The 25,372-nt window shown below is 58.8% G+C and carries 25 protein-coding genes, 1 tRNA gene and 1 riboswitch; of the genes, 17 read left to right on the plus strand and 9 right to left on the minus strand.

All coding sequences use genetic code 11. The annotated features are described in order from the left end of the window. Nucleotides 1-238: 238 nt before the first annotated feature. Complete coding sequence (gene serB, locus JK208_RS14255) at nucleotides 239-1,132, minus strand: phosphoserine phosphatase SerB (protein ID WP_211576522.1); 894 nt, start codon at nucleotides 1,130-1,132, stop codon at nucleotides 239-241. A gap of 41 nt (nucleotides 1,133-1,173) precedes the next feature. Between serB and miaA the strand changes: the two genes are divergently transcribed. The 6 genes from miaA to speE all read left to right on the plus strand — a co-directional run bounded on the left by miaA (nucleotide 1,174) and on the right by speE (nucleotide 7,296). Beyond that, nucleotides 1,174-2,166 (plus strand): tRNA (adenosine(37)-N6)-dimethylallyltransferase MiaA, encoded by a 993-nt coding sequence (gene miaA, locus JK208_RS14260; protein ID WP_211576523.1) that lies wholly within the window; start codon nucleotides 1,174-1,176, stop codon nucleotides 2,164-2,166. 30 nt (nucleotides 2,167-2,196) lie between these two features. Then, nucleotides 2,197-3,990, plus strand: a complete 1,794-nt coding sequence (gene ilvB / locus JK208_RS14265; protein WP_211576524.1) for a biosynthetic-type acetolactate synthase large subunit — start codon at nucleotides 2,197-2,199, stop codon at nucleotides 3,988-3,990. Next, complete coding sequence (ilvN, locus tag JK208_RS14270) at nucleotides 3,990-4,517, plus strand: acetolactate synthase small subunit (protein WP_099285904.1); 528 nt, start codon at nucleotides 3,990-3,992, stop codon at nucleotides 4,515-4,517. Before ilvB ends, ilvN begins: the two co-directional genes overlap by 1 nt. Then, a complete protein-coding gene (gene ilvC / locus JK208_RS14275) occupies nucleotides 4,517-5,536 on the plus strand; it encodes a ketol-acid reductoisomerase (RefSeq protein WP_099285903.1) in 1,020 nt (339 codons plus the stop codon). Before ilvN ends, ilvC begins: the two co-directional genes overlap by 1 nt. 342 nt (nucleotides 5,537-5,878) lie before the next feature. Beyond that, nucleotides 5,879-6,358: an adenosylmethionine decarboxylase gene (speD, locus tag JK208_RS14280; protein ID WP_086647928.1), complete on the plus strand. Its 480-nt coding sequence runs from the start codon at nucleotides 5,879-5,881 to the stop codon at nucleotides 6,356-6,358. 65 nt (nucleotides 6,359-6,423) lie between these two features. Next, a complete protein-coding gene (gene speE / locus JK208_RS14285; protein ID WP_194262977.1) occupies nucleotides 6,424-7,296 on the plus strand; it encodes a polyamine aminopropyltransferase in 873 nt (290 codons plus the stop codon). A 35-nt stretch (nucleotides 7,297-7,331) separates the two neighbouring features. Here speE and JK208_RS14290 read toward each other — a convergent pair whose 3' ends face one another. From JK208_RS14290 to JK208_RS14300, 3 genes are all read right to left on the minus strand, one after another. After that, the gene (locus JK208_RS14290; protein ID WP_249202168.1) at nucleotides 7,332-7,760 is read right to left on the minus strand and encodes a MarR family winged helix-turn-helix transcriptional regulator; all 429 of its coding nucleotides are present in this window, start codon (nucleotides 7,758-7,760) and stop codon (nucleotides 7,332-7,334) included. 98 nt (nucleotides 7,761-7,858) lie between these two features. Beyond that, entirely contained in the window at nucleotides 7,859-8,140 is a 282-nt protein-coding gene (locus JK208_RS14295) for a DUF333 domain-containing protein (RefSeq protein WP_194262975.1), read from the minus strand. A gap of 3 nt (nucleotides 8,141-8,143) precedes the next feature. Next, the gene (locus tag JK208_RS14300; protein ID WP_211576526.1) at nucleotides 8,144-8,446 is read right to left on the minus strand and encodes a putative quinol monooxygenase; all 303 of its coding nucleotides are present in this window, start codon (nucleotides 8,444-8,446) and stop codon (nucleotides 8,144-8,146) included. Nucleotides 8,447-8,537: 91 nt separating this feature from the next. After that, nucleotides 8,538-8,627, plus strand: a riboswitch (glycine riboswitch). A 158-nt stretch (nucleotides 8,628-8,785) separates the two neighbouring features. On the opposite strand from JK208_RS14300, the gene gcvT reads away from it, so the two are divergent. The 5 genes from gcvT to JK208_RS14325 all read left to right on the plus strand — a co-directional run bounded on the left by gcvT (nucleotide 8,786) and on the right by JK208_RS14325 (nucleotide 14,058). Beyond that, nucleotides 8,786-9,919 carry a glycine cleavage system aminomethyltransferase GcvT gene (gene gcvT / locus JK208_RS14305; protein ID WP_211576527.1) on the plus strand — a complete coding sequence of 378 codons (1,134 nt, stop codon included), beginning with the start codon at nucleotides 8,786-8,788 and terminating at the stop codon, nucleotides 9,917-9,919. A 36-nt stretch (nucleotides 9,920-9,955) separates the two neighbouring features. Beyond that, nucleotides 9,956-10,315, plus strand: coding sequence for a glycine cleavage system protein GcvH (gcvH, locus tag JK208_RS14310; protein WP_194267400.1), 360 nt, complete (start codon nucleotides 9,956-9,958; stop codon nucleotides 10,313-10,315). A gap of 77 nt (nucleotides 10,316-10,392) precedes the next feature. Further along, on the plus strand, nucleotides 10,393-13,248 hold the full coding sequence (gcvP, locus tag JK208_RS14315) for an aminomethyl-transferring glycine dehydrogenase (RefSeq protein WP_211576528.1): 2,856 nt from the start codon (nucleotides 10,393-10,395) through the stop codon (nucleotides 13,246-13,248). Between the two features lie 197 nt (nucleotides 13,249-13,445). Further along, nucleotides 13,446-13,757: a putative quinol monooxygenase gene (locus JK208_RS14320; RefSeq protein WP_099285894.1), complete on the plus strand. Its 312-nt coding sequence runs from the start codon at nucleotides 13,446-13,448 to the stop codon at nucleotides 13,755-13,757. An 88-nt stretch (nucleotides 13,758-13,845) separates the two neighbouring features. Then, nucleotides 13,846-14,058 carry a heavy-metal-associated domain-containing protein gene (locus JK208_RS14325; RefSeq protein ID WP_077803642.1) on the plus strand — a complete coding sequence of 71 codons (213 nt, stop codon included), beginning with the start codon at nucleotides 13,846-13,848 and terminating at the stop codon, nucleotides 14,056-14,058. A gap of 24 nt (nucleotides 14,059-14,082) precedes the next feature. On the opposite strand, the gene JK208_RS14330 is transcribed toward JK208_RS14325, so the two are convergent. Then, nucleotides 14,083-14,712: a trimeric intracellular cation channel family protein gene (locus JK208_RS14330; RefSeq protein WP_211576529.1), complete on the minus strand. Its 630-nt coding sequence runs from the start codon at nucleotides 14,710-14,712 to the stop codon at nucleotides 14,083-14,085. A gap of 79 nt (nucleotides 14,713-14,791) precedes the next feature. Next, nucleotides 14,792-16,174 (minus strand): type I glutamate--ammonia ligase, encoded by a 1,383-nt coding sequence (gene glnA, locus JK208_RS14335; RefSeq protein WP_194267487.1) that lies wholly within the window; start codon nucleotides 16,172-16,174, stop codon nucleotides 14,792-14,794. Between the two features lie 343 nt (nucleotides 16,175-16,517). Between glnA and JK208_RS14340 the strand changes: the two genes are divergently transcribed. The 4 genes from JK208_RS14340 to JK208_RS14355 all read left to right on the plus strand — a co-directional run bounded on the left by JK208_RS14340 (nucleotide 16,518) and on the right by JK208_RS14355 (nucleotide 20,137). Beyond that, entirely contained in the window at nucleotides 16,518-17,144 is a 627-nt protein-coding gene (locus JK208_RS14340; RefSeq protein WP_211576530.1) for an HAAS signaling domain-containing protein, read from the plus strand. A gap of 73 nt (nucleotides 17,145-17,217) precedes the next feature. Beyond that, nucleotides 17,218-18,381, plus strand: a complete 1,164-nt coding sequence (locus JK208_RS14345; protein ID WP_211576531.1) for an aminotransferase — start codon at nucleotides 17,218-17,220, stop codon at nucleotides 18,379-18,381. Between the two features lie 41 nt (nucleotides 18,382-18,422). After that, a complete protein-coding gene (gene tldD, locus JK208_RS14350) occupies nucleotides 18,423-19,886 on the plus strand; it encodes a metalloprotease TldD (RefSeq protein ID WP_211576532.1) in 1,464 nt (487 codons plus the stop codon). A gap of 41 nt (nucleotides 19,887-19,927) precedes the next feature. Next, nucleotides 19,928-20,137, plus strand: a complete 210-nt coding sequence (locus JK208_RS14355) for a hypothetical protein (protein ID WP_211576533.1) — start codon at nucleotides 19,928-19,930, stop codon at nucleotides 20,135-20,137. Between the two features lie 6 nt (nucleotides 20,138-20,143). Here the strand turns inward: JK208_RS14355 and JK208_RS14360 are convergent, their stop codons facing one another. Continuing rightward, complete coding sequence (locus tag JK208_RS14360; RefSeq protein WP_194262964.1) at nucleotides 20,144-20,449, minus strand: YggT family protein; 306 nt, start codon at nucleotides 20,447-20,449, stop codon at nucleotides 20,144-20,146. 143 nt (nucleotides 20,450-20,592) lie between these two features. Between JK208_RS14360 and JK208_RS14365 the strand changes: the two genes are divergently transcribed. Beyond that, nucleotides 20,593-20,668, plus strand: a tRNA-Ala gene (locus JK208_RS14365). 166 nt (nucleotides 20,669-20,834) lie between these two features. Here the strand turns inward: JK208_RS14365 and JK208_RS14370 are convergent. Beyond that, entirely contained in the window at nucleotides 20,835-23,102 is a 2,268-nt protein-coding gene (locus tag JK208_RS14370) for a glycosyltransferase family 2 protein (RefSeq protein WP_249202169.1), read from the minus strand. Nucleotides 23,103-23,234: 132 nt separating this feature from the next. Between JK208_RS14370 and JK208_RS15980 the strand changes: the two genes are divergently transcribed. Beyond that, nucleotides 23,235-23,393 carry a hypothetical protein gene (locus JK208_RS15980; RefSeq protein WP_228125578.1) on the plus strand — a complete coding sequence of 53 codons (159 nt, stop codon included), beginning with the start codon at nucleotides 23,235-23,237 and terminating at the stop codon, nucleotides 23,391-23,393. Nucleotides 23,394-23,681: 288 nt separating this feature from the next. On the opposite strand, the gene JK208_RS14375 is transcribed toward JK208_RS15980, so the two are convergent. Beyond that, the gene (locus JK208_RS14375; RefSeq protein ID WP_211576534.1) at nucleotides 23,682-25,334 is read right to left on the minus strand and encodes a glycosyltransferase family 39 protein; all 1,653 of its coding nucleotides are present in this window, start codon (nucleotides 25,332-25,334) and stop codon (nucleotides 23,682-23,684) included. Nucleotides 25,335-25,372 lie beyond the last annotated feature (38 nt).

Consider the following 25,372-nt stretch of genomic DNA (forward strand, 5'->3'; position numbering starts at 1 on the left):
GGCTGGGGCTGGGGTGGTTGGGGCCTTGGTGTCGGGCTTGGCGTCGCGACCGGGATGGCAATCGAGGCCTCGCCTTATGGGTATGGCGGGTATGGATATGCGCCGGGTTATGCCCCTGGCTATTACGCCGAGCCTTCTTATTCGGACGTGCCGCCTTACACCTGGGGGTACTGATCAGAAAAAAGCCGCTGGAGAGAGTCTCCGGCGGCTTTTTCGTATTCTGCGGGTTTGAGTCCGGTCAGTCCCTGACGAAATCCTTCGCATGATAGCCCTGTGCGAAAAGATGCGCGCGCAGGCTGGCGAAGTTGATTTGGGTGGGAATGATGCGGCGGACATTCGGTTTGGCATGGAAGGCCAGACCGAGGCCCGCGTTGGCGAGCATGGGGATGTCGTTGGCGCCGTCGCCGGTTGTCAGGGCTGCGCGAAGCTGCACGCCGCGCTCTGAGGTCAGGCGTTCGAGATGATCGCGCTTGGCGTCGGGGCCGAGGATCGGGCCAGCGAGACGGCCAGTGATTTTGCCGTCCTCGATTTCCAGTTCATTGCCGTAGTTTTCGTCGAATCCGCAAAGCTCGGCCACGCGTTGGGTGAACCATGTGAAGCCGCCAGAGACGAGAGCCGTCCGGCCATTATGCTTGCGCATGGTCTGCACGAGTTCCCGGGCCCCTTCCGTCAGGGTGACGGATTTCCAGACCTGCTCGAGAACCGAAGCCGGTTTTCCGGCCAGAAGGGCCACGCGCTGTTCGAGCGCGGTTTCGAAATCCAGCTCGCCGTTCATGGAGGCGCGGGTGATGGCCGCGACATCTTCCCCGCAGCCCAGAAGGTCCGCCAGTTCGTCCAGGGTTTCGCCCGTGACAATGGTGCTGTCCATGTCCGCGACGAGGACAGCCCGGCGGCGACCGCGTGTTTTGAGAAGCAGCGCATCGACACGATAGGGCGCGAGCGTTGCGCGGATCGTGGCGATGTTGGCCGAACCGGGGCGCGGCGGCGGGCAGGGAATATCCACCGCTTCGCCCGGAGACAGGACGATCGGCGCGTTGCCCTTGACGAGCGCGCGGGCCATGTCGATGGCCTCGGGTTTGAGGGGGCCGGATTTCCGGTCAGCGATAAGGGTCAGGACGGCAGGAAGGGACATGAGATCTCGTAACGGTCCGGCACGTGTGGCAGGAGGGGAGAATGAACGCCCCGAAGACAACAAAAACTGCGATCATTGTGGCCGGACCGACGTGCTCCGGCAAGTCAGCACTGGCGCTCGATCTTGCGCGACGCTTTGACGGTACGGTTATCAACGCGGATTCCATGCAGGTTTACCGTGATCTGCGGATTCTGACGGCCCGGCCTGACGACGCGGATGAGGCGCTCGTGCCGCACCGGCTTTACGGGGTTCTGGATGCGGCTGTGCCGGGCAGTGTGGCCTGGTGGCGGTCAGAAGCCTTGCGGGAAATAAACGAGGCGTGGGCCGTGGGGCGCATGCCGATCCTGTGTGGTGGGACGGGGATGTATCTGCGGGCGCTGACGGATGGTCTGGTGGAGGTGCCGGACCCCGGAGACGCTGCGCGGACCGAAGCGCGGGGGCTGGCCGAAGAGATCGGGCCGGAGGCGCTGCATGCGCGTCTGATGCAGGTTGATCCTGAAACGGCGTCTGGTCTGCGTCCGAACGATACGCAGCGGATTTCGCGGGCCTGGGAGGTTTGGGCTGGGACGGGGCATGGGCTGGCCTGGTGGCGGTCGCAGCCGGGTCTGCCGCCGGCTTCCTGCCGGTTTGTGTCTGTGCAACTTGACCCTGAGCGGGAGGGGTTGCGCCGGGCGATCGATTTCAGATTCGGGCAGATGCTGGAGGCGGGGGCTCTGGAGGAAGTGTCCCGTCTGCTGGAGAGAGGGCTTGATCCGGTTCTACCTGCCATGCGTGCTCATGGCGTGCCTGAACTGGCCTCCGTTCTGCGGGAGGAGGAAATGCTTGAGGACGCGCGGAAATCCGCGGTCCTTGCGATTGGGCGCTATACGCGGCGGCAGGCGACGTGGTTTCGGCATCATGCGTTGGGAAAAGAGGGAGATGCGATGATTTTGTTGCGTAGATATACCAATTTCACGCAAGATTCAGAAAGTCAGTATGAAAAAATAGAGAACTTTATATCGGAACGAGTTGACGCCGCCGCGTTGTCGTCCTAAATCCCGCCGCTCATACCTTGGGAGGAAACGGTGACGGCTGCTGAAAGAGACGCAGGAACAGGCAACGAGGCGCTGAATGGCGCGGAAGTGCTTCTGCGCGTTCTCGATGAAGAGGGTGTGGAGGTCATATTCGGATATCCGGGTGGGGCTGTCCTTCCGATTTACGATGCTCTTTTCAAGCAGGACCGAATTCGACACATTCTTGTGCGTCACGAGCAGGCCGCCGTTCATGCGGCAGAAGCCTATGCGCGTTCGACGGGCAAGGTTGGCGTGGTTCTGGTGACGTCGGGTCCGGGGGCGACCAATGCCGTGACCGGGCTTGTGGACGCGCTGATGGATTCCATTCCGCTCGTCTGTCTGGCGGGACAGGTGCCGACGAAGCTGATCGGTAATGATGCGTTTCAGGAAGCCGACACAACGGGCATCACGCGCCCTGCGACCAAGCACAATTATCTCGTCCGGGAGCCCGGAACGCTGGCGCAGATCGTGCGTGAGGCGTTCGAGGTTGCGCGCTCGGGACGTCCGGGGCCGGTTCTGGTGGATCTGCCCAAGGACATCACAGTTGGCAAGGCGCCTCTGACGAAGCCTGCGCTGTCGCGGTTGCAGCGGCTGCGTCATCAGGGTGGGCCGGATGCGGAGGCGATTGCCCGCACCCTTGACGCCATGAAGACGGCGAAGCGCCCGCTCTTCTATACGGGCGGTGGCATCATCAATTCCGGGCCGGAAGCGTCGGATCTGCTGCGTCGTCTGGTGCGCAAAACCGGTTTCCCGGTGACGTCCACGCTGATGGGGCTGGGGGCGTTTCCGTCTCCCGATCCGCAGTTTCTGGGCATGCTGGGCATGCACGGTTCTGTCGAGGCGAACATGGCCACGCATGGCTGTGATTTGCTGATCGCTCTGGGATCGCGCTTCGATGACCGTGTGACAGGGCGTGTAGATGCGTTCTCGCCCAATTCGTTCAAGGTTCATGCCGATATCGACCCGAGCCAGATCGACAAGATCGTGCCGGTGGATGTGCGGATCGAAGGCGATGTGCGCGATACGCTTGAAGCGTTGCTCGAAGGCTGGGGAGAGACGCCTGCGCCGGATCTGTCGGTCTGGTGGAACCAGATTGCGTCCTGGCGGAGTGTGGACGGGTTCGGCTTTACGCAGGACATGACGCCGTCTGCCGTCATTCGTCCGCAGCATGCGGTTCGTCGTCTGTATGAACTGGCGAAGGAAACGGGTCGTGATACGTTCGTGTCCACCGAAGTCGGGCAGCACCAGATGTGGGCGGCCCAGCACTTCCAGTTCGACAAGCCGAACCGCTGGCTGACGTCGGGTGGTCTGGGGACGATGGGCTATGGTCTGCCAGCCGCCGTGGGCGCGCAGGTGGCGCATCCGGATGCGCTGGTGATTGATATCGCCGGTGAGGCGTCCACGCTCATGAACATCCAGGAACTGGGGACGATCGCGCAGTATCGCCTGCCGGTGAAGATCTTCATCCTGAACAACCACTACATGGGCATGGTCCGTCAGTGGCAGGAACTGCTTCATGGCTCGCGCTATTCGCAGTCCTACAGTGAAGCACTGCCGGATTTCGTGAAGCTGGCCGAAGCGTTCCATGCGACCGGGATGCGGGCGACGCATGTGGGCGAACTGGATGACGTGATTCGCCGGATGCTGGCGCATGATGGGCCGGTCGTGGCCGATATCTGCGTGGCCGAGGGCGAGAACTGCTATCCGATGATCCCATCGGGTGCGGCGCACAACCAGATGCTGCTGGGTCCGGATCAGGATTCCGAAGCGGCGGGACTGACCGAAGAAGGGAAGATGCTGGTCTGATGACGGAGACAATCCAGAATTCGGTCATTTCCGTCCTGATCGAGGACGAAAGTGGCGCGCTTGCCCGCGTGGTGGGCCTGTTTTCCGGTCGTGGCTACAATATCGAGAGCCTGACGGTGGCGCTGGTGGATGCGGAGCAGAAGCTCTCGCGCATCACGGTGCTGACGTCGGGCACGCCGATGGTGATCCAGCAGATCAAGGCACAGCTCAAGCGCCTGATTCCGGTGCATGATGTCTGCGACCTGACGGAAGAAGGCCCGTATGTGGGGCGTGAGCTTGCGCTGGTGAAGGTTGTCTCGTCCGGCGAGCGTCGGACGGAGGCCCTGCGTATTGCGGATTCGTTCCGTGCGCGCCCAGTGGATACGACGGCCACGAGTTTCGTGTTCGAACTGACGGGCTCGCCCGAGAAGATCGACGCTTTCATCGAGTTGATGCGCTCCCTTGGTCTGGCCGAGGTTTCGCGCACCGGGATTGCCGCCATCGGGCGCGGTCCTTCTGTCTTTCATCTTAACAAGGAGCCTGTCTGATGCGGGTATATTATGATCGCGATGCCGATCTGAATCTGATCAAGAGCAAGAAAGTCGCGATCATCGGCTATGGCAGCCAGGGTCACGCTCATGCCAACAACCTCAAGGACAGCGGCCTGACGGATATCGTCATCGGCCTGCGTCCGACGTCTTCTGCCGTTAAGAAGGCTGAAGAGGCTGGTTTCAAGGTCATGTCCCCGGAAGACGCAGCCGCGTGGGCCGATGTGGTCATGGTTCTGACGCCGGATGAAGGCCAGGGCGCCCTGTACAAGGACAGCCTTGAGAAGAACCTGAAGCAGGGTGCAGCCCTTGCCTTCGCGCATGGTCTGTCCATCCATTTCCGCATCATTGAAGCCCGTCCGGATCTGGACGTGTTCCTGATCGCGCCGAAGGGCCCGGGCCACACGGTTCGTTCCGAATATCAGCGTGGTGGTGGCGTTCCGTCCCTCGTGGCCGTGGCGCAGAACGCTTCGGGTAATGCGCTCGAAATCGCTCTGTCCTATGCCAGCGCCAATGGCGGCGGTCGTGCAGGCATCATCGAGACGACCTTCAAGGAAGAAGTTGAAACCGATCTGTTCGGCGAGCAGGCTGTTCTGTGCGGTGGTGTCGTTGACCTGATCCGCGCTGGTTTCGAGACGCTGGTTGAAGGCGGATATGCGCCGGAAATGGCCTATTTCGAGTGCCTGCACGAGATGAAGCTGATCGTGGATCTGATCTACGAAGGCGGCATTTCCAACATGAACTACTCCATCTCCAACACTGCGGAGTATGGTGAGTATGTGACGGGTCCGCGCATCATCACGGCGGAAACCAAGGCCGAGATGAAGCGCGTTCTGACGGACATTCAGGACGGCACGTTCGTTCGTAACTTCATCCTTGAGAACCAGTCCGGCGGCGTTGGCTTCAAGGCCATCCGCGCCCGTAATGACGCACACCAGATCGAGAAGACCGGTGAGAAGCTGCGTGCGATGATGCCGTGGATTGCCAAGGGCAAGCTGGTCGACAAGACCAAGAACTGATCAGGCGGGTCTGAGGGGCCGGATTCGGCCTCTCGGGACCGGGACGTATCAGCGTCTGTCGGGCGTCGGGATTTGGGGGGATTCGTTTCCCGCAGATCCGGCGCCCGAACTGTTTCCGGGGTTCGAGGATTTGTGAAATTTTTGGTCTCAGCCCTGTGTGCAGGAAAGGGAAAACCTCTTTCTCATGCAACAGGCACATGGGGCGAAAAAGATATGTGACATATTGGGGAATCGCCCCATAAAGTGCTTGCATCAGGGGGGAGGGGCCGGTAACTAGCGCGCTTCCTGGCCCAAGGGGGCATTTTTTGCCCAACAGGCTGTCTACTGGTTTGGGGGTACGTGATGAACGCACTTGCTCAACTGGGGATGGTATCGGAACTCCCGAGAGATATCCAGAACAGCGCCGCTCACTTCGTCGAGGATGAGCGCAAAGATTACTTCATTGAGCGTGATGGCGAGCGTTTTGCTGGCAATCACCTGCTGATCGATTTCTGGGACGCCCGGAATCTCGATGATCCGATGCGGATCGATGAAACGCTGTGTGAAGCTGCTGTTGCAGCTGGCGCGACGATTCTGCACAGCCATTTTCACCACTTCACGCCCAATGGCGGCGTGTCGGGCGTGATCGTGCTGGCGGAAAGCCATATTTCGATCCATACGTGGCCGGAACGGAATTATGCCGCTGTGGACGTGTTCATGTGCGGCGTGTGTGATCCGAACCTGTCGATTCCGGTGATGCAGCGCCTGTTTCAGGCTGGCCGGATCGAGGTCGACGCCGTACGGCGCGGCCGCGTGCAGGACAAGGCCGCAAAGGCGGTCTGAACTGATGAAAGGGCCGGGTGAAACCGGCCCTTTTTCAATATACTCCGACAAGGAAACGATGATCCATGGCTGAAACATGGCTCAACGAGACACTGTACCCGGACTGGGGACAGCGTTTTCTCGTTACGCGCGAACTCGCACGGGTAAAATCCGATTTTCAGGACGTGGTGGTGTTCGAAAGCTCCAGCCACGGTCGCGTGCTGGTTCTGGACGGCGTTATCCAGATCACCGAGCGTGACGAGTTCGTCTATCAGGAAATGCTGACGCATGTGCCGCTGCTGGCGCATCCCTGTGCGAAGCGTGTTCTGATCATCGGTGCGGGTGATGGTGGCGTTCTGCGTCGCGTGTTGCAGCATGAGACGGTCGAGAAGGCTGTCATGGTCGAGATCGACGGTGCGGTGATCGAGCTGTCTAAGCAGTATCTGCCGAACATTGCCGGAGATGCCTGGAACGATCCGCGCGCCGAGGTCATTGTCGGCGACGGCATCGACTATGTTCTGAAGGCGGCTGATGGGTCGTTTGACGTAATCATCGTCGACAGCACCGATCCGATCGGTGTGGGGGAAGTGCTGTTTACGGACGAATTCTATAGCAACTGCGCGCGCATTCTTTCGGACGAAGGTCTGATCGTGAACCAGTGCGGCGTTCCGTTCATGCAGGCTGATGAACTACATGAGACGAGCCTGCGTCGTGCGAAGTTCTTCCCGCATGTCGGTGCGTATGTGGCGGCTGTTCCGACCTATGTTGGTGGGTTCATGACGCTGGGTGTGGCCTCCAAGGGGCAGGCGCCGAACACGCAGACGGTTGAACAGATCCGGACCCGTGCGGACGCTGCGAAGATCGTGGGCACGACGCGCTACTGGACGCCCGAGATCCATGTCGGGGCATTCAACCTGCCGCCTTATATTGCCGAGCATCTTCCGAAGACCGGAAAATGATCTCGCGCCTGCCTCTTTGTTAAAGGGGCAGGCGGTTACAGTTGGCTCTTCAGGCTGCTGTTGATCCGTTCCAGAAGTGTTACGAGAATATCGCGTTCAAGGGGTGTAAACCCCGTGAGTGCTGTACTGGTTAAATGTTCCATTATGGGAACGATATTCCGACTTTTCCGTTGGCCATCAGGCGTCAGTGTGACCAGTGTGCTGCGGCGGTCTGTTGGGTCTGGTTCGCGCTGGATTAGGCCGTCCCGCTCCATCCGGGCGAGCAGTGTCGTCATGCCCGGCTGTTCGATATCCGCAAAATCCGCGAGGGCTTTTTGATTGAGCGCCTTCCCGTCCTGCAGGGCTTGCAGCACGGGAAGTTGACCGATCCGCAGCCCCGTCTTTTTGAGGTCGCGTTCCAGCAAGAGCGTGAAGAGTCTGGTGGTGCGTGTGGTCAGGGCGCTCAGGGGAGACGGGGCGGTCATGCGGATTCCGGGGATCATGTGGATGAAATACATAACGTGTTATGTATTTAGAAAATAAAAAACCCGGCGGCCCGTTCGGGCCTGACCGGGCTGGAAAATCAGGGCTTCATTTTGGCCAGAGGCGCGACGCAGCGGTGCTCGCGATAGAGCGTCCATTCGTCGCAGATCTGGTTGGGCGGGAAGGTGCAGGTGCCGGTTTCGCCGCCCGCAGTCCGCACGTCGCCATGTCGGCCGCCCTGCTGCGTGCAATAGACGCTGGCGGGGTTGGGGATGCCGATCAGGCGCGTGCGCGGATTATGCTGCGGATGGGACGCGCAGGCGGACACCGTGCCGCACAGGAGGGTGATGGCGAGGAGGCGTTTCGTGTTTGAAAGATGCATTGTTCAGGGAGCCCTTTTCTTCAGGAAGCGGACGCTGCGTTCCTTGATGTCCAGTTCTTTTACAGCGTTTGCGAAGACCTCGAAATGCGGGGTTTTGAGGTGTTCTTCGAAGGCTGCGCGGTCGGTATAGACTTCCACCAGGATGACGGTGTCGGCTTCCGTTTCGGGGGAGAGGACCGTGAAGCTGTGGCAACCGGATTCGTCGGCGACGGAGCGTTCGCTGTCATAGGCGCAGGCTTTGAGAAATTTATCATAGGTTGCCGGTGTGGTCTCGAATTCGGCAATGACCGTCAGTTCGCCAGCCATGGAGTTCTCCTTTGTGCATTTAAGGTCTCGGGACACAACGCAGGAGGGATCGTAACGATTGCGGAGTTTTTCGGAAACTGGCAGGATTGGAGCGACCGACACGGGAGAGACTGGCCGAGAGGCTGGCGCCGAAGGAGCAACCGCCCCGGAAACTCTCAGGCCAAAGGACCGAGGCGGTCAGGACATTCTGGAGAGAGGTGCGCTTGACGCATCCGCCGACGGGATAGCGATCTCAGGCGAAAGGACAGAAGGGGCGACGTTTTTCCGGCCGCGTTCTGCGGAGTGCCGGGGGCGTCTGCATCTTCACGTCTTTAGAGAGAATGGACCGGGCTTTTTCGTATGAGCGATTCCCTCCAGCGTACTCCCCTTTACGATCTGAATCTGGAACTTGGCGCGAAGATGGTGCCGTTCGCAGGCTTTGAGATGCCGATCCAGTTCCCTGCGGGGCTGATGGCGGAGCATCTCCATACGCGCGAGAAGGCTGGTCTGTTTGACGTGTCCCATATGGGGCAGATCCGTATTGCGGCAAAAAGCGGCGACGTGAAGGACGCTGCTGCGGCTCTGGAGACGCTGGTCCCTGCCGATTATGTCGGGCTTGCCGCCGGGCGTCAGCGTTATGGACTGCTGACCAATGACGAAGGTGGCATTATGGACGATCTGATGGTCGCGAATATGGGCCATGATCTGCTGGTGGTCGTGAATGCGGGTTGCAAGGTTCAGGACGCAGACCGGATCGAGAAGGTGCTGTCTGATCGGTGTGTTGTGACGCGCCAGTTTGATCGCGGTCTTATGGCGCTTCAGGGCCCGGCTGCGGAAGCGGCTCTCGCGCCGCTTTGCCCGGCCGTGAAGGACATGCGCTTCATGGATGTGATCGAGACCGGGCTTGCGGGTGTGTCTGTAACGGTGTCGCGGTCCGGCTATACGGGCGAGGACGGGTTCGAGATCGGCTGTGCGGGCGCGGATTCCGAGAAGGTCGCACGCGCGATCTTGGCGCAGCCGGATGTGTTGCCGATTGGTCTGGGTGCGCGGGATTCGCTGCGTCTGGAGGCTGGGTTGTGCCTGTATGGCAATGACATTGATGTCACGACCACGCCGGTTGAAGCCTCGCTGGGCTGGGCGATCCAGAAGGCGCGCCGTGAGGGCGGTTCCCGTGAGGGGGGCTATCCGGGGGCGGAAGTTGTGCTGAAGCAGACGCGCGATGGCGTGTCGCGTAAGCGCGTGGGGCTGCTGGCGGAAGGTCGGGCTCCGGTGCGGGCAGGGGCGAAGCTCTTTGCCGATGCCGAGGGGCAGAAGGAAATCGGGGTGGTTACGTCCGGGGCGTTTGGCCCGAGCGTGAAGGCTCCTGTTGCGATGGGCTATGTCGCGTCGGACTATGCGGCGCTGGACACACCCGTCTTTGCGGAACTGCGGGGCAAGTATGTGCCGCTGCATGTGCGGGCGATGCCGTTCGTGGCACCCGGCTTCAAGCGCTGAACTTACAGTAGACTTTCAGATCAGGAAAAAGCAGCAATGACGACCTATTACACGAAGTCCCATGAATGGATCCGCGTCGATGGCGATCAGGCCACTGTCGGCATCACGACGCATGCCTCTGAAGAGCTGGGCGAACTGGTGTTCGTTGAAGCCAAAGACGAAGGCACGGAAGTTGCTGCCGGTGATGCGGCGGCTGTCGTTGAGTCCGTGAAGGCGGCGTCCGACATCTATGCGCCGGTTGCGGGCACGCTGGCGGGCTTCAACGAAGCGCTGTCCGATGATCCGACGCTGGTGGGCCGCGATGCGGAAGGCGAGGGCTGGATCTTCCGCATGACGGTTTCCAACCCGGACGACCTCAAGGGCCTGCTGACGGCCGAGCAGTATAAGAGCCTCTGAGGGCTTGAGGGGTCTGCGCTGGCAGGCCCCGTTTTTCTTTCAGCCTGCCCCGAATTCCTGCCTCCGCTTTTCATGAAATGCCAGAGAACCTGCCTGTGACGACCTTGTGGCCTGCCCAGACCGAAGATTTCAGCTCCCGCCATATCGGCCCGCGTCCTTCCGAAATCGGGGAGATGCTGCGGGTTGTTGGCGCGTCCAGTCTCGATGACCTCATCGACCGGACCATTCCGGCCGCCATTCTCGATCGCGGGGATCACGGGATTGGTGCGGCCCTGACCGAGCAGGATGCGCTTGTGCGTCTGCGTCAGATTGCGTCGCGCAATCAGGTTCTGACCTCCATGATCGGGCAGGGTTATTACGATACGGTTCTGCCGCCGGTCATCCAGCGGAACATTCTCGAAAATCCGGCCTGGTACACGGCCTATACGCCGTATCAGCCTGAAATCAGCCAGGGCCGCCTTGAGGCGCTGCTGAACTTCCAGACGCTGGTGGCGGATCTGACGGGGCTGGATATCGCCAATGCGTCCCTGCTGGACGAGGGCACGGCCTGTGCGGAAGCCATGGCGCTGGCCCAGCGCGTGGGTAAGTCGAAAGCAACGGCGTTCTTCGTGGATGCCGACACGCATCCGCAAACGGTTGCCGTGATTCGCACGCGCGCCGAGCCGCTGGGCTGGGACGTTGTGGTCGGCGATCCGGAGACGGATTTGGATGCGTCCTCCGTGTTTGGTGCGCTGCTGTCCTATCCGGGCTCTTCGGGGCAGGTGCGGGATCTGCGCGGCGTGATTGCGGCGCTGCATGAGAAGGGTGCGATTGCGGCTCTGGCCTGTGATCCGCTGGCGCTCGTGGTTCTGGAAAGTCCGGGTGCGCTGGGTGCGGATATCGCGATCGGCTCGATGCAGCGTTATGGCGTGCCGATGGGGGCCGGTGGGCCGCATGCGGGGTTCATGGCGACGCGCGATGCGTTCAAGCGGCACATGCCGGGCCGTCTGGTTGGCGTGTCCCGCGACAGTGCGGGCAAGCCCGCCTATCGTCTGGCGCTTCAGACGCGCGAACAGCATATCCGCCGCGAGAAGGCCACATCCAACATCTGCACGGCGCAGGCGCTGCTGGCGATCATCGCATCCATGTATGCGGTGTATCATGGTCCGGAAGGGCTGAAGGCGATTGCGGCGCGCACGCACCGGATGGCGGTGATCCTGTCTGCCGGGCTGAAATCTCTGGGCGCAAATGTTGAGACGGACGTGTTCTTTGACACGATCACCGTTCAGGCGGGTGCTGCTGCGCCGCAGGTTCTGGCGCGGGCTGTGACGTCCGACATCAATCTGCGTGATGCGGGGAATGGCCGGATTGGCGTGTCCTGTGACGAGACCACGACGCCGGAAACGATCCGTGCGGTCTGGGCGGCGTTTGCGGGTGAGGGTGCGGATCTGGCGTCTGTCGAGCAGGCGCTCGATGTGACGGATGCGCTGCCGGAAACGCTGTCGCGATCTGCACCGCTGCTGACGCATCCGGTGTTCCATGCGCACCGCTCCGAGACGGATCTGCTGCGCTACATGCGCGCGCTGGCGGACAAGGATCTGGCGCTGGACCGGACGATGATCCCGCTGGGCTCGTGCACGATGAAGCTCAATGCGACGGCGGAGATGATCCCCATCACTTGGCCGGAATTTTCGCGGATTCATCCGTTCGCGCCCGCCGATCAGGTTCAGGGTTATGCCGAGCTGTTCACGTATCTGGAGCGCACGCTCTGTGCGATTTCGGGGTATGACGCCGTGTCGCTTCAGCCGAATTCCGGCGCGCAGGGGGAGTATGCCGGGCTTCTGGCGATCCGGGGTTATCACCGGGCGCGTGGGGATGAGAACCGCGACGTCTGCCTGATTCCGGCGTCCGCACATGGGACCAATCCGGCTTCGGCGCAGATGGTCGGAATGCGGGTTGTCGTGGTGGCCTGCGATGAGAATGGCAATGTTGATGTCGAGGATCTGAAGGCGAAGATCGCGCAGCATGACGGGCGCGTGGCGGCTATCATGATTACCTACCCGTCCACGCATGGCGTGTTCGAGGAGCGGATCGTCGAGATCTGCGAGCTTGTCCACGAAGCGGGCGGGCAGGTCTATCTGGATGGCGCGAACCTTAATGCGCAGGTCGGGCTGGCACGTCCGGGGCTTTATGGCGCGGATGTGTCGCACTTTAATCTGCACAAGACGTTCTGTATTCCGCATGGTGGTGGCGGTCCGGGCATGGGGCCGATCGGTGTGGGCAAGCATCTGGCACCCTATCTGCCGGGGCAGCATGGTATTGCGGTGTCCGCGGCACCTTACGGCTCCGCGTCTATTCTGCCGATCTCCGCTGCTTACATCATGATGATGGGCGACGAGGGACTGCGTCAGGCGACGACGATGGCGATTCTGAATGCGAACTACATCGCGTCGCGTCTGGAAGGGCATTATCCGGTTCTGTATCGCGGCACCAACGGCTTTACGGCGCATGAATGCATCGTGGATCTGCGGCCGCTGAAGGATACGGTCGGTGTGACGGTGGATGATATCGCCAAGCGTCTGATCGACCACGGGTTCCATGCGCCGACCGTCAGCTTCCCGGTGGCGGGAACGTTCATGATCGAGCCTACGGAATCCGAAGGGAAGGGTGAACTGGATCGCTTCTGCGATGCGATGATCGCCATTCGCGCGGAGATTGCCGAAGTCGAAGCCGGGCGTGTGGCGATGGAGGCCAGCCCGCTGCGGTTTGCGCCGCATACCACGGCGGATCTGGCGGGCGCGTGGGAGCGATCCTACAGCCGCGAGGCAGGCTGCTTCCCGGGTGGAGTGGACACGTCGAAATATTGGTCGCCAGTCGGGCGTCTGGATAATGCCTGGGGAGACCGGAATCTTGTCTGTTCCTGCCCGGATATTTCGACCTACGCTGAAGGCTGAACAGCTTCTTCAGTCTGGTATTCAGGAAAAGGCGTCTTCCTTTAGGAGGGCGCCTTTTTATTGTCCGGGCTCTTTTGTTGTGATACCCGGCACGGGTTCTTTCTCACAAAAGTGTGCGGTATGGTTTCACGTGAAACACTGCCCATCTGCGGAAAGGTCGCGGCCGGGCAGTTGCCATTGTTGATGAGGAATTTCCCATGAGTCAGACGGTTCACATCACGGCTGTTGTCACGGTCGCAGCGGACCATGCCGCGGCGGCAGAACATGCTTTTGCGGCCTGTATCGTGTCTTCGCGCAAGGAAGAAGCCTGCCGTCAGTATGTGGTCAGCAGGGATATCGAAAAGACTGGTCGGCTTGTGGTTTCCGAAGTCTGGACGTCGGAAGCCGGGTTCGAGGCGCATCTGGCGTCACCGCATTTCAAGGCTTTGGGTGAGGCACTTGGAAAACTGGATGCGCAGCTCGACATCATGAAAGTCCGGCCACTGGATGAGGCTGCGGACGCGGTCTGAAAAAGCGGTTTTCATTTCTGCGGGAATATGCCCCATTTCGGGGAGCGACTGCTTTGCGGAGCAGCCTTTGAAGACAGGAGAGTCTCTGATGGTTTCGATGGTGACGTTCAAGGTGGACGGGATGTCGTGCAATGGATGTTCGGGCAAGTTGCAGTCTGCCCTGTCCAATGTTCCGGGTGTGTCGTCGGCGGAAGTAACGCTCGATCCGGGGCAGGCTGCCATTCAGTACGATGAGCAGAAAGTGACGCCGGTGGCGTTGCAGCATGTTGTCGAAGATGTTGGTTTCGACGTTATCGCCTGAGAGGCGTCTGAACGGGCCTGCCGCCTATCGTTTGTAATGCGGCAGGCCGAGTCCTTTGATGAGGGCTACGGCGCGCAGGCTGAACCCAGCCACGACGGCAATTGCGGCCGCAAAGCTTGTATTGAGGCCCAGCGCCGTCAGGGAGACATAGCTTCCTGACGCCAGCGCGACGGCTGTGACGTAAAGTTCCGGCCGGATGATGATGGACGGCACGCCTGCCAGCACATCCCGGAAAATACCGCCCATGCAGGCGCTGACAATTCCCATGAGAGCCGCCGGAATCAATGGAATGCCATAGGCCAGTGCTTTGGCTGAACCAAAAACGCCATAGGCGGCGATTCCAAGTCCGTCGAACCATTCCACCGCGAGGGCTGGCCAGAAGCGGGCCGGGGTAAACCAGACGGCGATTGCTGAAAGCAGGCAAGCGGCAATGGGGACGGAAGCGTGCATCCAGAAAACGGGGGCACCGATCAGCAGGTCCCGCACCGTTCCGCCGCCAACGCCCGTGATGGCAGCAAAGAACATGAACGTCACGATGGTCAGGCGCGCGCGGGCGGCCTCAATGGCACCCGAAATCGCGAAGACGATCGTGCCTGCGATGTCGAGGACAGGCAGGGCGGACGAGGAAAAGGTTTCAAGGGCGGGAGGAATCATCGGGCTGTCTTGGAGGGGGAATACAGAAAAGCCCGGCGTGAAGGCCGGGCTTTCCGTTAAAGCGATGTTGTGACCCGGATCAGACCGAGTAGTACATCTCGAACTCTACCGGATGCGGCGTGTGTTCGAACTTGTAGACTTCCGGCCACTTGATGTCGATGTAGCTTTCGATCTGGTCCTTGGTGAAGACGCCGCCTTCGAGAAGGAATGCGTGGTCTTCCTGAAGGGCTTCGAGCGCTTCACGGAGCGAACCGCAGACCGTCGGGATCTGGGCCAGTTCTTCCTTCGGCAGTTCGTACAGATCCTTGTCCATGGCGTCGCCCGGGTGGATCTTGTTACGGATGCCGTCGAGGCCGGCCATCAGCATTGCGGCAAAGGCGAGATACGGGTTTGCCATCGGGTCCGGGAAGCGGACTTCGACGCGCTTGGCCTTCGGGTTGGTTGCGTGCGGGATACGACACGAAGCCGAACGGTTCGCGGCGGAGTAGGCCAGAAGCACGGGCGCTTCGAAGCCCGGGATCAGGCGCTTGTAGGAGTTGGTGGACGGGTTCGTAAAGGCGTTCAGGGCCTTCGCGTGCTTGATGATGCCACCGATGTAGAACAGCGCGTCTTCGGACAGGTCTGCATACTTGTCACCGGCGAAGGTCGGCTTGCCGTCCTTCCAGATGGATTGGTGAACATGCATGCCCGAGCCGTTATCGCCCGAGATCGGCTTCGGCATGAACGTGGCCGTCTTGCCGTAGGAATGAGCGACGTTGTGCACGCAGTACTTGTAGATCTGCATGAAGTCTGCGGACTTCACGAGCGTGTCGAACTTCGTGCCGAGTTCGTGCTGCGACTGTGCGACTTCGTGGTGATGCTTTTCGATCGGCAGGCCCATTTCGCCCATCGTCGAGAGCATTTCGGCGCGCAGGTCATGCTCGCTGTCCACAGGCGGGACCGGGAAGTAGCCACCCTTGACGACAGGGCGGTGACCCATGTTGCCTTCCGGATATGCCTTCAGGGATGCGCCGGGGCCTTCGATGCTGTCGAGCTGATACGTGCCGAAATTCGGGCCTGTGCCGAACTGTACGTTGTCGAAGATGAAGAACTCGGCTTCCGGACCGAAGAATGCCGTGTCACCGAAGCCAGCCGACTTAAGGTAGGCTTCTGCGAGCTTTGCGGTCGAGCGCGGATCCCGGTTGTAGAAATTGCCCGTCTTCGGATCAATGATGTCGCAGAACAGGATCAGCTGCGGCTTGGCGGAGAACGGGTCCATGACGGCCGTTTCCGGGTCCGGAAGCAGGACCATGTCGGACTCGTTGATGGCTTTCCAGCCCTGGATGGAAGAGCCGTCGAACATGAAGCCTTCGACGAAGGTGTCGTCTTCGATGGTCGAGACCGTCTGGGTCGTGTGGTGCCACTTGCCCTTGGGGTCCGTGAAGCGCAGATCGACGAATTCCGCCGCGTGCTCCTGGATCATCTCGAAGACGCGGGCTACGGCCAGCGGGTTCGGAGCGGGCGGCTTGCCGGACGTTGCCGGAGCGGCCTTGGGCGCTGCGGCCTTTGCGGGACGGCGCGCCGGAGCGGCCTTCGGTTTCACGGTAGAGGAAGTGGGGGCTTTCTTGGCCATCGATCTGTCGCCTTGCATCGTGTAAACGGCTGCAAAACGATTAAGCGACAAATGCCCGTCTGTCGAGTATGGGAAATTACGCCATTCTGCGGATTTGAGGTAGAATCTTGCGGAAGCGGATCAAAGCTTTCCACGTCTGGTCCGAAACTTGCATGCAAAGAGGGCAGCGAGACTCTTTTTGGGAAATATCCTCATGACCCGTGCTGCCGAATCTCTGGATGGCTGGAAAGACAGTGATCTGCTGTCTCTGCCGGTTGAACGTTATCTGCATGAATTTCGTGGTGGGCTGCTGAGCCTGCCCGAGAGCGAGCGCGATCTGATTGTTTCAGAAGTGCGGGCGCAGGTTGCAGCGCAGGCGCGGTTGGGCGATGGGGCCGTACAGGCGCTTTTGGAAAAGCTGGGAAAGCCGGACAGGCTCGCTGCACGCTTTACGATCCGGCATGAGCTGTCGGTCGGGGTGCAGCAGTCCAATCCGTTTGCTCTGCTTTGGGTTCTGCTGCGACTGGCTGCTGGAAGCCTTCTGGCGTTCACGGGTGGCCTTGTTGTCATTGTGTTCGGTCTGACGGGGCTTCTGCTCACGGCGATGCCTGTGTTGCGGTTTTTTGTTCCGCAGGACGTGTTCGTCAGGAATGACGGCCTGTTTACGATTACGGTTACGACAGGTGATGCACCGAAAAATGCCATCCCCCTTTTATGGGAAGCGGCCGTTGTTTCCTGTGGTGTCGGCATTGTTCTGATCGTGTTGGCGATGCTTCTGATGCGAGGGCTGGGGCAGATCCTGCTGCGCGATATGCGTCGGAAAACACGGATGCGGGATTGAAAGGCTTTTCAGTCCGGCGTTGGCCTGCAATGGTGAGGCGCTTTGTGTTTTTCGTGTGTTCTGGACCTCATCAATGAAAACTCCGAATCAGTATCTTGCGGGTCTTCCGACGACCATTTTCACGATCATGTCTCAGCTGGCCGTGAAACATGGGGCGATCAATCTCGGGCAGGGATTCCCGGATACGGAGGGGCCGCAGGATATTATCCAGGTGGCTGCGGAGGCGCTTCAGGATGGGCGCAACCAGTATGCGCCGCTGACGGGACTGCCGGAGTTGCGCGAGGCAGTAGCATCTTCGAACCGGCGCTTCTATGGGCTGGAGGTCGATCCGGCGACGGAAGTGGTTGTGACATCTGGGGCGACCGAAGCGCTGGCGGCTTGCCTCATGGCCGTGGTGGAGCCGGGAGATGAGGTGGTGGTGATCGAACCGCTTTATGACACCTATCTGCCAGCACTCAGGCTTTTGGGAGCTGTTCCGCGCTGTGTGCGGCTTCAGCCGCCGCACTGGTCGCTGCCGGAAGCGGAACTGCGGGCGGCGTTTGGGCCGAAGACCAAGGCGATCATGCTCAATTCGCCGATGAATCCTTCCGGGAAGGTTTTTGTCCGTGAGGAGCTTGAACTGATTGCGGATCTGGTGCGGGAGCATGATGCGTATGCGATCTGCGACGAGGTTTATGAGCACCTGACGTTTCACGTGAAACACATGCCTCTGATGACGCTGCCGGGAATGCGTGAGCGGTGCATGCGGATCGGAAGTGCGGGCAAGAGTTTTTCCCTGACGGGATGGAAAGTCGGCTATGTGACCGCACCGGCCTCCTTGGCATCGGTGGTGGCCAAGGCGCATCAGGTTCTGGTGTTCGCGACCGCGCCGAACCTTCAGCGGGCCGTGGCTTATGGATTGAACAAGGACGAGAGCTATTATCAGGCTCTGTCGGCTCAGATGGAAACGCAGCGGGATCTGTTGCGGAACGGTCTGCATCGTCTGGGCTTTGAGACGTTGCCCGCCGATGGGAGCTATTTCATCGTGGCGGATATCTCGCGTCATGCGGAGGGGCGGAGCGATGTGGACTTCGCGCGCTGGCTGGTTGAGCATGCAGGGGTCGCGACGATCCCGGTTTCAGCCTTCTATGACCCTGAGGGGGATGCTCCGCCGCAGAACCTGATCCGGTTCGCATTCTGCAAAAAGCCCGAGATCCTGTCTGAAGCCTTGAAACGGCTGGAAAAAGCCCTTTCTTAAAAGTTCAGTTCCGTCACCCGTTTTCTGTCTGGAGATTTTTCATGTCTGTTGCTGCTGATGCTCTGGGCGCTCTTGCGACGACCGATGCCCTGTTTTTCGGGCGGCCTGATTCAAAGCTGACCCGTGAGGACGCTAAGGCGCTCGTTGATCGGGGGCTTGAGGGTGTGGATGACGGTGAGCTTTTTCTGGAATACCGGGAAAACGAGAGCATCAGTCTGGATGACGGGACGATCCGTTCGGCCAGTTTCAACACGTCTTCAGGGTTTGGTTTGCGGGCTGTCTTGGGAACGGAGACGGCGTTTGCCCATGCTGACGATATCAGCCGCGAGGCTCTGGCGCGGGCTGTCAGTACAGTAGGGGCCGTTCGGCAGGGACGGAGTGGTGTTATGGCGCCGGGGCCGCAGGCGACGAACCAGCGGCTCTATGGAGACTCCCGTCCGCTTGAGGGAACGGATTTTGCGGCCCGGGCTGCGGTTCTGAGTGAAATTGATTCCTATGCGCGGGGGCTGGATTCCCGTGTAGTGCAGGTCAGTGCCGTGCTGAGTTCCGAATGGCAGGCGGTGCAGATCATGCGTCGGGCGGATGCCGGGGGCGATGTTGCGGATCTGCGGCCTCTGGTGCGAATGAACGTATCGGTTGTTGTGGAAAAGAATGGCCAGCGTGAGAGCGGAAGCTGTGGTCTGGGCGGGCGGTACGAACTGGACCGTCTGCTGGCTCCGGAAACGTGGCGGGATGCGGTCGACAAGGCGCTGAAGCAGGCCCTGATTACGCTGGAAGCGGCCCCTGCGCCCGCTGGGGAAATGGATGTGGTGCTTGGCCCGGGCTGGCCGGGCATTTTGCTGCATGAAGCTGTAGGCCATGGGTTGGAAGGGGATTTCAACCGCAAGGGGACGTCGTCCTTTTCAGGAATGGTTGGCAAGCGCGTGGCCTCTCCGGGCGTGACCGTGGTTGATGACGGAACGCTGCCTGAATGTCGGGGATCACTCAGTGTTGATGATGAGGGCACGCCGACGTCCCGGACGGTGTTGATCGAGGATGGGATTCTCACGGGTTATCTTCAGGATCGTCTGAATGGCCGTCTGATGGGGACGAAATCGACCGGAAACGGGCGTCGTCAGTCTTATGCCCACGCGCCGATGCCTCGCATGACCAATACGCTGATGCTGGAAGGGAGTGCCACGACGGACGAGATGATCCGTTCGATCAAGCGGGGGCTCTACGCCGTGAATTTTGGTGGCGGCCAGGTTGATATCACGTCGGGGAAATTCGTATTTGCGGCTTCGGAAGCCTATCTGGTGGAAGACGGGAAAATCATCCGTCCGGTCAAGGGGGCGACCCTGATTGGAAATGGGACGGATGCCATGAACCAGATTTCCATGATCGGGTCAGATGTGGCGCTTGATCCGGGGATCGGAACCTGCGGTAAGGCTGGTCAGGGCGTGCCAGTGGGCGTTGGTCAGCCGACCCTGAAAATTTCGGGTCTGACGGTAGGTGGTACGGGCTGACCCTCGGGAAATCTCGATCGGAACGGCGAAAGCAATCAGCGATGGGACATAATTACGCAAAGCCGTTAACGGCTGAGGCCCGCATGGAACGGGTTTTCTCCCGCCTTCCTGAGGACTGGACCGTCAAAATGGAGCGCCAGCGGGGAGAAAAATGGACGGTCCTGATGGAGCGTCCGGACGGGATGCTGCATCAGGAAACCGCTGACAGCCTTATTGAGGCGCTGGAAGAGGTGTGGCGCGCCCTGAGATAAAAGCTCTTAGAAGCTGCTCTGGGTTGCGAGCATGAAGAAGATCCGGTTTACGGCGGGATAGACCAGAAACTGGATCAACAGCAGGACCACCATGGGCGCAAAATCCACGCCACCTGTGTTGGGCAGGATACTGCGGATCGGCGCCATGACAGGCTCGACGATCTTGGCCAATGTGTTGAAAATGGAATAGAAAAAGCGGTTGCGGATATCGAGGATGCCGAAACCAAGCAGCATCGACAAAATGCAATACGCCAGAAGAATCCATACGAAAGCCTGGATCAGCATCAGGATAATGGTGTGCAGGGCAACCATGCAAAAACCTCGTCGAATGTCGGTTAGGGCAGCCGAAAGGCCGGTCGGAAAACGCTTGTAGCCATAGCAATAGCACAGAACAACATCCTGCGCTCAGGTCTGCTTGACAGCGTGAAGGAAGAGGAGAACTATCGTTCGACCGTGGGGCTGTAGCTCAGATGGGAGAGCGCCTCGTTCGCAATGAGGAGGTCAGGGGTTCGATTCCCCTCAGCTCCACCACGGTTTTCTCTCTTCTTTAAATAAAGCAGTGTGCAAAAATTGCTTTTTCCTGTCGCTGACCCGTTCGGAAATGCGTCTTCGATTTTCCATATAAAACAGGCCATATGCTGCACGATGTTTACGCAGCATATGGCCTGCCGGGTTTATTAATCAGGGAAAATCGTTGTTATTCAGCCGATTTGGCGGCGGCAGGCTTTTTGGTTCGGGTTTTAGTCTGAGTTTTTCTCGTCGCGGGCTTTTCCGTGGCAGGAGACACCTTTTTCGGTTCAACCGTGAATGTCGGGGCGTCCCAGAGAGGGCGAATTTTCTTTCTGGAAGACGCGAGAGGGGGATAACGCGTTTCATCCACGCCCGGGATTGTCAGATCATAAAAGACCTGTCGATCGAGGGTGAAATGCGGGTTGTAAAATGGGTCCGTACGGAGCGTTTTGCCCCATTTTTCAATCATGAACTGCGTTTCGTGGAAGAAACGGCGCTCTGTTGAAGGGCGATCGTCGCTGCCGCGGCTCAGGCTTTCATGATGCTCTGCACAGAAGTCAGGTGTCCAGATGACCTTGTAACCAGCGTCGCGAACCTTAAGGCACAGATCGATATCGTTGAACGCGACTTTGAGGTGCTCTTCATCAAAGCCTCCAACCAGTTCGAAGGCCGGACGACGGATCAGCATTCCGGCTGCGGTTACAGCCGAAATTTCCTGTGGGAAGTAGGCACGACCGGCATAACCGCCTTCGTTTCTAGGGATGCCGACATGGGCATGGCCGGCGACATCACCGATCCCGAGAAGGACTCCGGCGTGCTGGACGGTCTGATTAGGATAAACGAATTTACCGCCAACGATCGCGACCTGCGGATCTGCGAGAGCTTCGTTGACCAGAATTTCAAGCCAGTTTTCCTGTTCAACAAAGACGTCGTTGTTGAGGAATAGAAGAAAATCAGACGCTTCGTCTTTTGCTGCGAGATTATTGATGCGGGAATAGTTGAAGGGTTCTTTGACAGTCAGAATCTCGACATTGGGAATTTTATCGACTTTTTTTGCAAAAGCCTCTGCCTCTTTCGTGATCGACCAGTTGTTGATCAGAATGACCTTGTAATTCGGATATCGGGTATATTTCCGGATGGCATCCAGGCATCGCTCGGTGGTGGGAATTTCATCCTTGTAAGGGATGATGATCGTGACCGACGGAGACTGATTGAACTGCCAGTCCACTGTGTAGAGTGTCATTCCCATTTGGGAATCGACATTGGCAGGCAGATTACGACGTTCAAGGTGATCCTTCACGGCCTTGATGCCTGCATCAATGGCGTAACGCTTATTGCCAATGTCGGAGGCCGTCGAATTTGCGGTGATGCGCCAGTGATAGAGAGTTTCAGGAACGTGATGGATTTTTTCAGAAGGGATATGCTCGGAGGCGCGGAGCAGGAAATCGTGGTCCTGTGCGCCGTCATAGTCCTTGTTGAGGCCGCCGACTTTCTGCAGGGCAGAATGACGGATCATCACGAAATGGCAGACATAGTTGACGCCGAGAAGAAGCCGGTAGTTCCAGTCGGTCTTGAAGGCGGGTTCCCGGTAATAACCGCTGGCGTCAATTTTATCTTCGTCTGAATAGATCAGATCGGCGCGGCTTCTCGTCGCTTCCCGCAGCATGTATTCGACAGCGACATCTGCAAGCAGATCATCATGATCGAAGAATGCGACCCATTCACCCTGAGCAGCTTTGAGGCCCGCATTGGTCGCAATGCTGATGCCGCCATTCTTTTCTTGGAATATTGGCTTGATGCGAGGGTCAGCCTTGGCAAAATCTTCGATGACGGCGCGCAGCTCGGCATTTTTGCTACAGTCATCAACAAGGATGAGTTCCCAGTTCTGCCACGTCTGGGCACGGACACTTTCGATAGCTGCTGTGAAATCCGTAAGATCCGGATTCCAGACCGGGCAGACAATACTGACCAGTGGGTCTCCGGCGATAAGATCATTATCGCGGGTGCGATCGACATATTTTCGCAGAACCGGGAAGTAGGCCGTTGCCCAGGAATGATAATCGGCAATGGTAAATCCGGGTTGGGGAAGAATTTCCCGGACCTTGCGACGCAGACGGGTCAATTCCACATGTAGAGCGTCAATCTGATCAATCACGTCTATAATTAGAGATTCGTTTGCGTCCGTAACAAAACTGGTCAGGCAGGGGCTGTTGGTCACTTCCAGCATGTCGGGCAGGACGTAGAAACGGAATTCTTGCTCGTAGGGTTTGCGATACAGATCCGGCGGCGAAAACTGGAAACCGCAGTAGGGATCGCAGGACAGCGCTTTTCCGACGTCCCCACGATATCTGTTGGCTTCGATTTGGGCAATTTTCTGACCATTGCAGGTCACGAGAATTTGTTGGTTTCCCTTCCATCCTTCAATGTCGTTGCCGCAGACAACCCAGCCGCTCAAGGCGCCTTGTTTCAGACCATCGACAAAGGAACGTGTTTCTACCGGAAGCCTGCCAGAGAATGAGATATGCTCCAGCTTCTGATTTTGTGAGTAGAGTTCAATTTGTTTGAGGCGGTTTTTAAAGGTGATATTATGTTTTTCGCCATCCAGAAGGCTGGGAGGCATTGGTATCTGGAAGCCGGTATTTTTGGATGGAATGCCGGAAGCGTGAACATCGTCACGCAGATCTGTACAATGGAACTGAAGAAATTCCTGACCATCTGCCAACGCGTGAAGGAATACAGGCTGTGACGGATTTTCAGTATCTGTTGCCCATCCTCGGATGCCATGAACAGAAAATTCATCAATCTGGCAGATAATCATTAATTTTCCCCTGACAAGTTATTAATATTTTAATTCTGAAATAGTATTTCAATCCTAGAATAAAAACTGTCGCCTTCAAAGACTTAGTCCAGATGATTTTTTCTCATCAAATATCGGAGTGTAAGGCATGAAAAGCTCCAGTACCATGATACGCGAGACGTGCCATTAAGATCCCGTATTTTCTCCAGTGTCGTCTGAATTTTAGAATGTGCGGGTTTATCGAGGCGCAAAAAGCCCTAAATCAAGATGGTGCCCGTTTGAATAATTGACGCCTTGGAGGCGACCATATTCAACACTATCGAGGCCATATTTGGTTAAGGCGTTATTAAACGCGGCCTCATCGCGGCGATCAATCAACGCCAGACTACATTGTGGATGGTCGTGTAGATACTCTGCGGCGGCTGCTGGCCCGATAAGTTGGGTGTTGGGACCCGCAAGAAAGACAAGACTTGGTTCTGAATAAGATGAAGACACGAGGATGCTGTTCGTACAAGGGCGAACATTCTCGAAAAGGTCAGCGATTCTGGGGCTGAGACGGATAGTCTGCAGGTTAGGGATAACGCCCAGAAAGAGACCTGCATGAGCGATGACTGCGGCGCCCATGGCGCAGAAGGCGGCCTGTTTGCGCTCCTGTTTCAGCAGCATTATGACGGCGCCGAGCATCAATGGCAGGGCGCCACCCAGCGCGATAAAGGCTGAGGGAGAGACTGTATGTTCAAGTCTATAGAGCGCGACACTCCCAGCGAAGCAGAACGCGAGACCGACAATCGTCCACAAGACGCCGTAAGCACCAAGCAGGGTTTTGGTCCATCGCGGGGTTTTGGGGATGGGCCAGAGCATCAGACTGGCTGCGGTGAGAATGGCAATCGCCGGATAGGTTGGCAGGACGTAGTGGGGGAGTTTGGTCGCGATTAGTTCGAACACCAGCCAGTGGGGAAGAATCCAGCTCAACAGGAAGCGGACCTGTGGCAGTTTTCTGTTCTTCCAGACGGCCGGGATGGCGAGGGCCGCGAAAAGCGATCCGGGCCAGAAGGCCAGTCCGAAGACCAGAAGGTGAAAGCCGGGGGGAAGCCCATGGGCTTCCTGACCATGAGCCACCTTGCCGAGAAAGTTACGTCCGACCGCGCGGGCAAAGAAGTCTCCGCCGCTGATGACTTCAATAGCGACGCACCAGGGAACGACGACGGCAAGCATGATGAGCCAGCCCCAGCGGGGGCGAAGACGAGACCACCATGACCGGTCGCGCTCCATCAGCCACAGGGCCAGCGGGGTACCGAATCCCGGAATGAGGACGACGGGGCCCTTGAGCATGAGGCCCACACCGAGAGCGAGCCAGTAGGCAATGGCCACCCGGAGATGCGTTGGGCGATTTTTCTGCCGATCTGTAAAGGCGCATAAAAGCGCGGCCTGAATGCAGAGGATGTCGAGCAGCAGGACGGTGTCGATGGTCGCCATATGGCTTTCGGCGACGAACAGGGTAGAGACCATTAACAGGCCAGCGGCCATCAGGCCGGTGGGACCTCCGAAGAGGGTCGCGCCGATCCAGGCTGTTAACGGTATGATCGTCGCTGCGGCGAGCAGGCTTGGAATCCGGTACGGCCAGGTTTTGCGTAGAACGGAAGGACCGAAGATTTTTTCTGCTGCTGCTGTTGAGGCTGCTTCCAGCCAGTAGATTCCGGCCGGTTGCAGATAGCGTGGCTTGTCCTGAAAGCGGACGTCGATGAAGTTGTGCGAGAGGAGCATCTGTTCCGATGCTTCCATGTAGCGCGGTTCGTCCCGATCAAGCGGCGGAAGTGTCATGCGGCCTGGTAGGGCGAGCAGAAAGGCCAGCAGCCCCAGAAAAGCATAATGCCGGAGGTTTAGGGTCATGGGCACTCTCCGCGCCGTTCTGTCAGGCCGGACGTGCG

Origin of the sequence: Gluconobacter sp. Dm-74 (assembly GCF_018256135.1) — a bacterium.
Lineage (GTDB): Bacteria > Pseudomonadota > Alphaproteobacteria > Acetobacterales > Acetobacteraceae > Gluconobacter > Gluconobacter cadivus.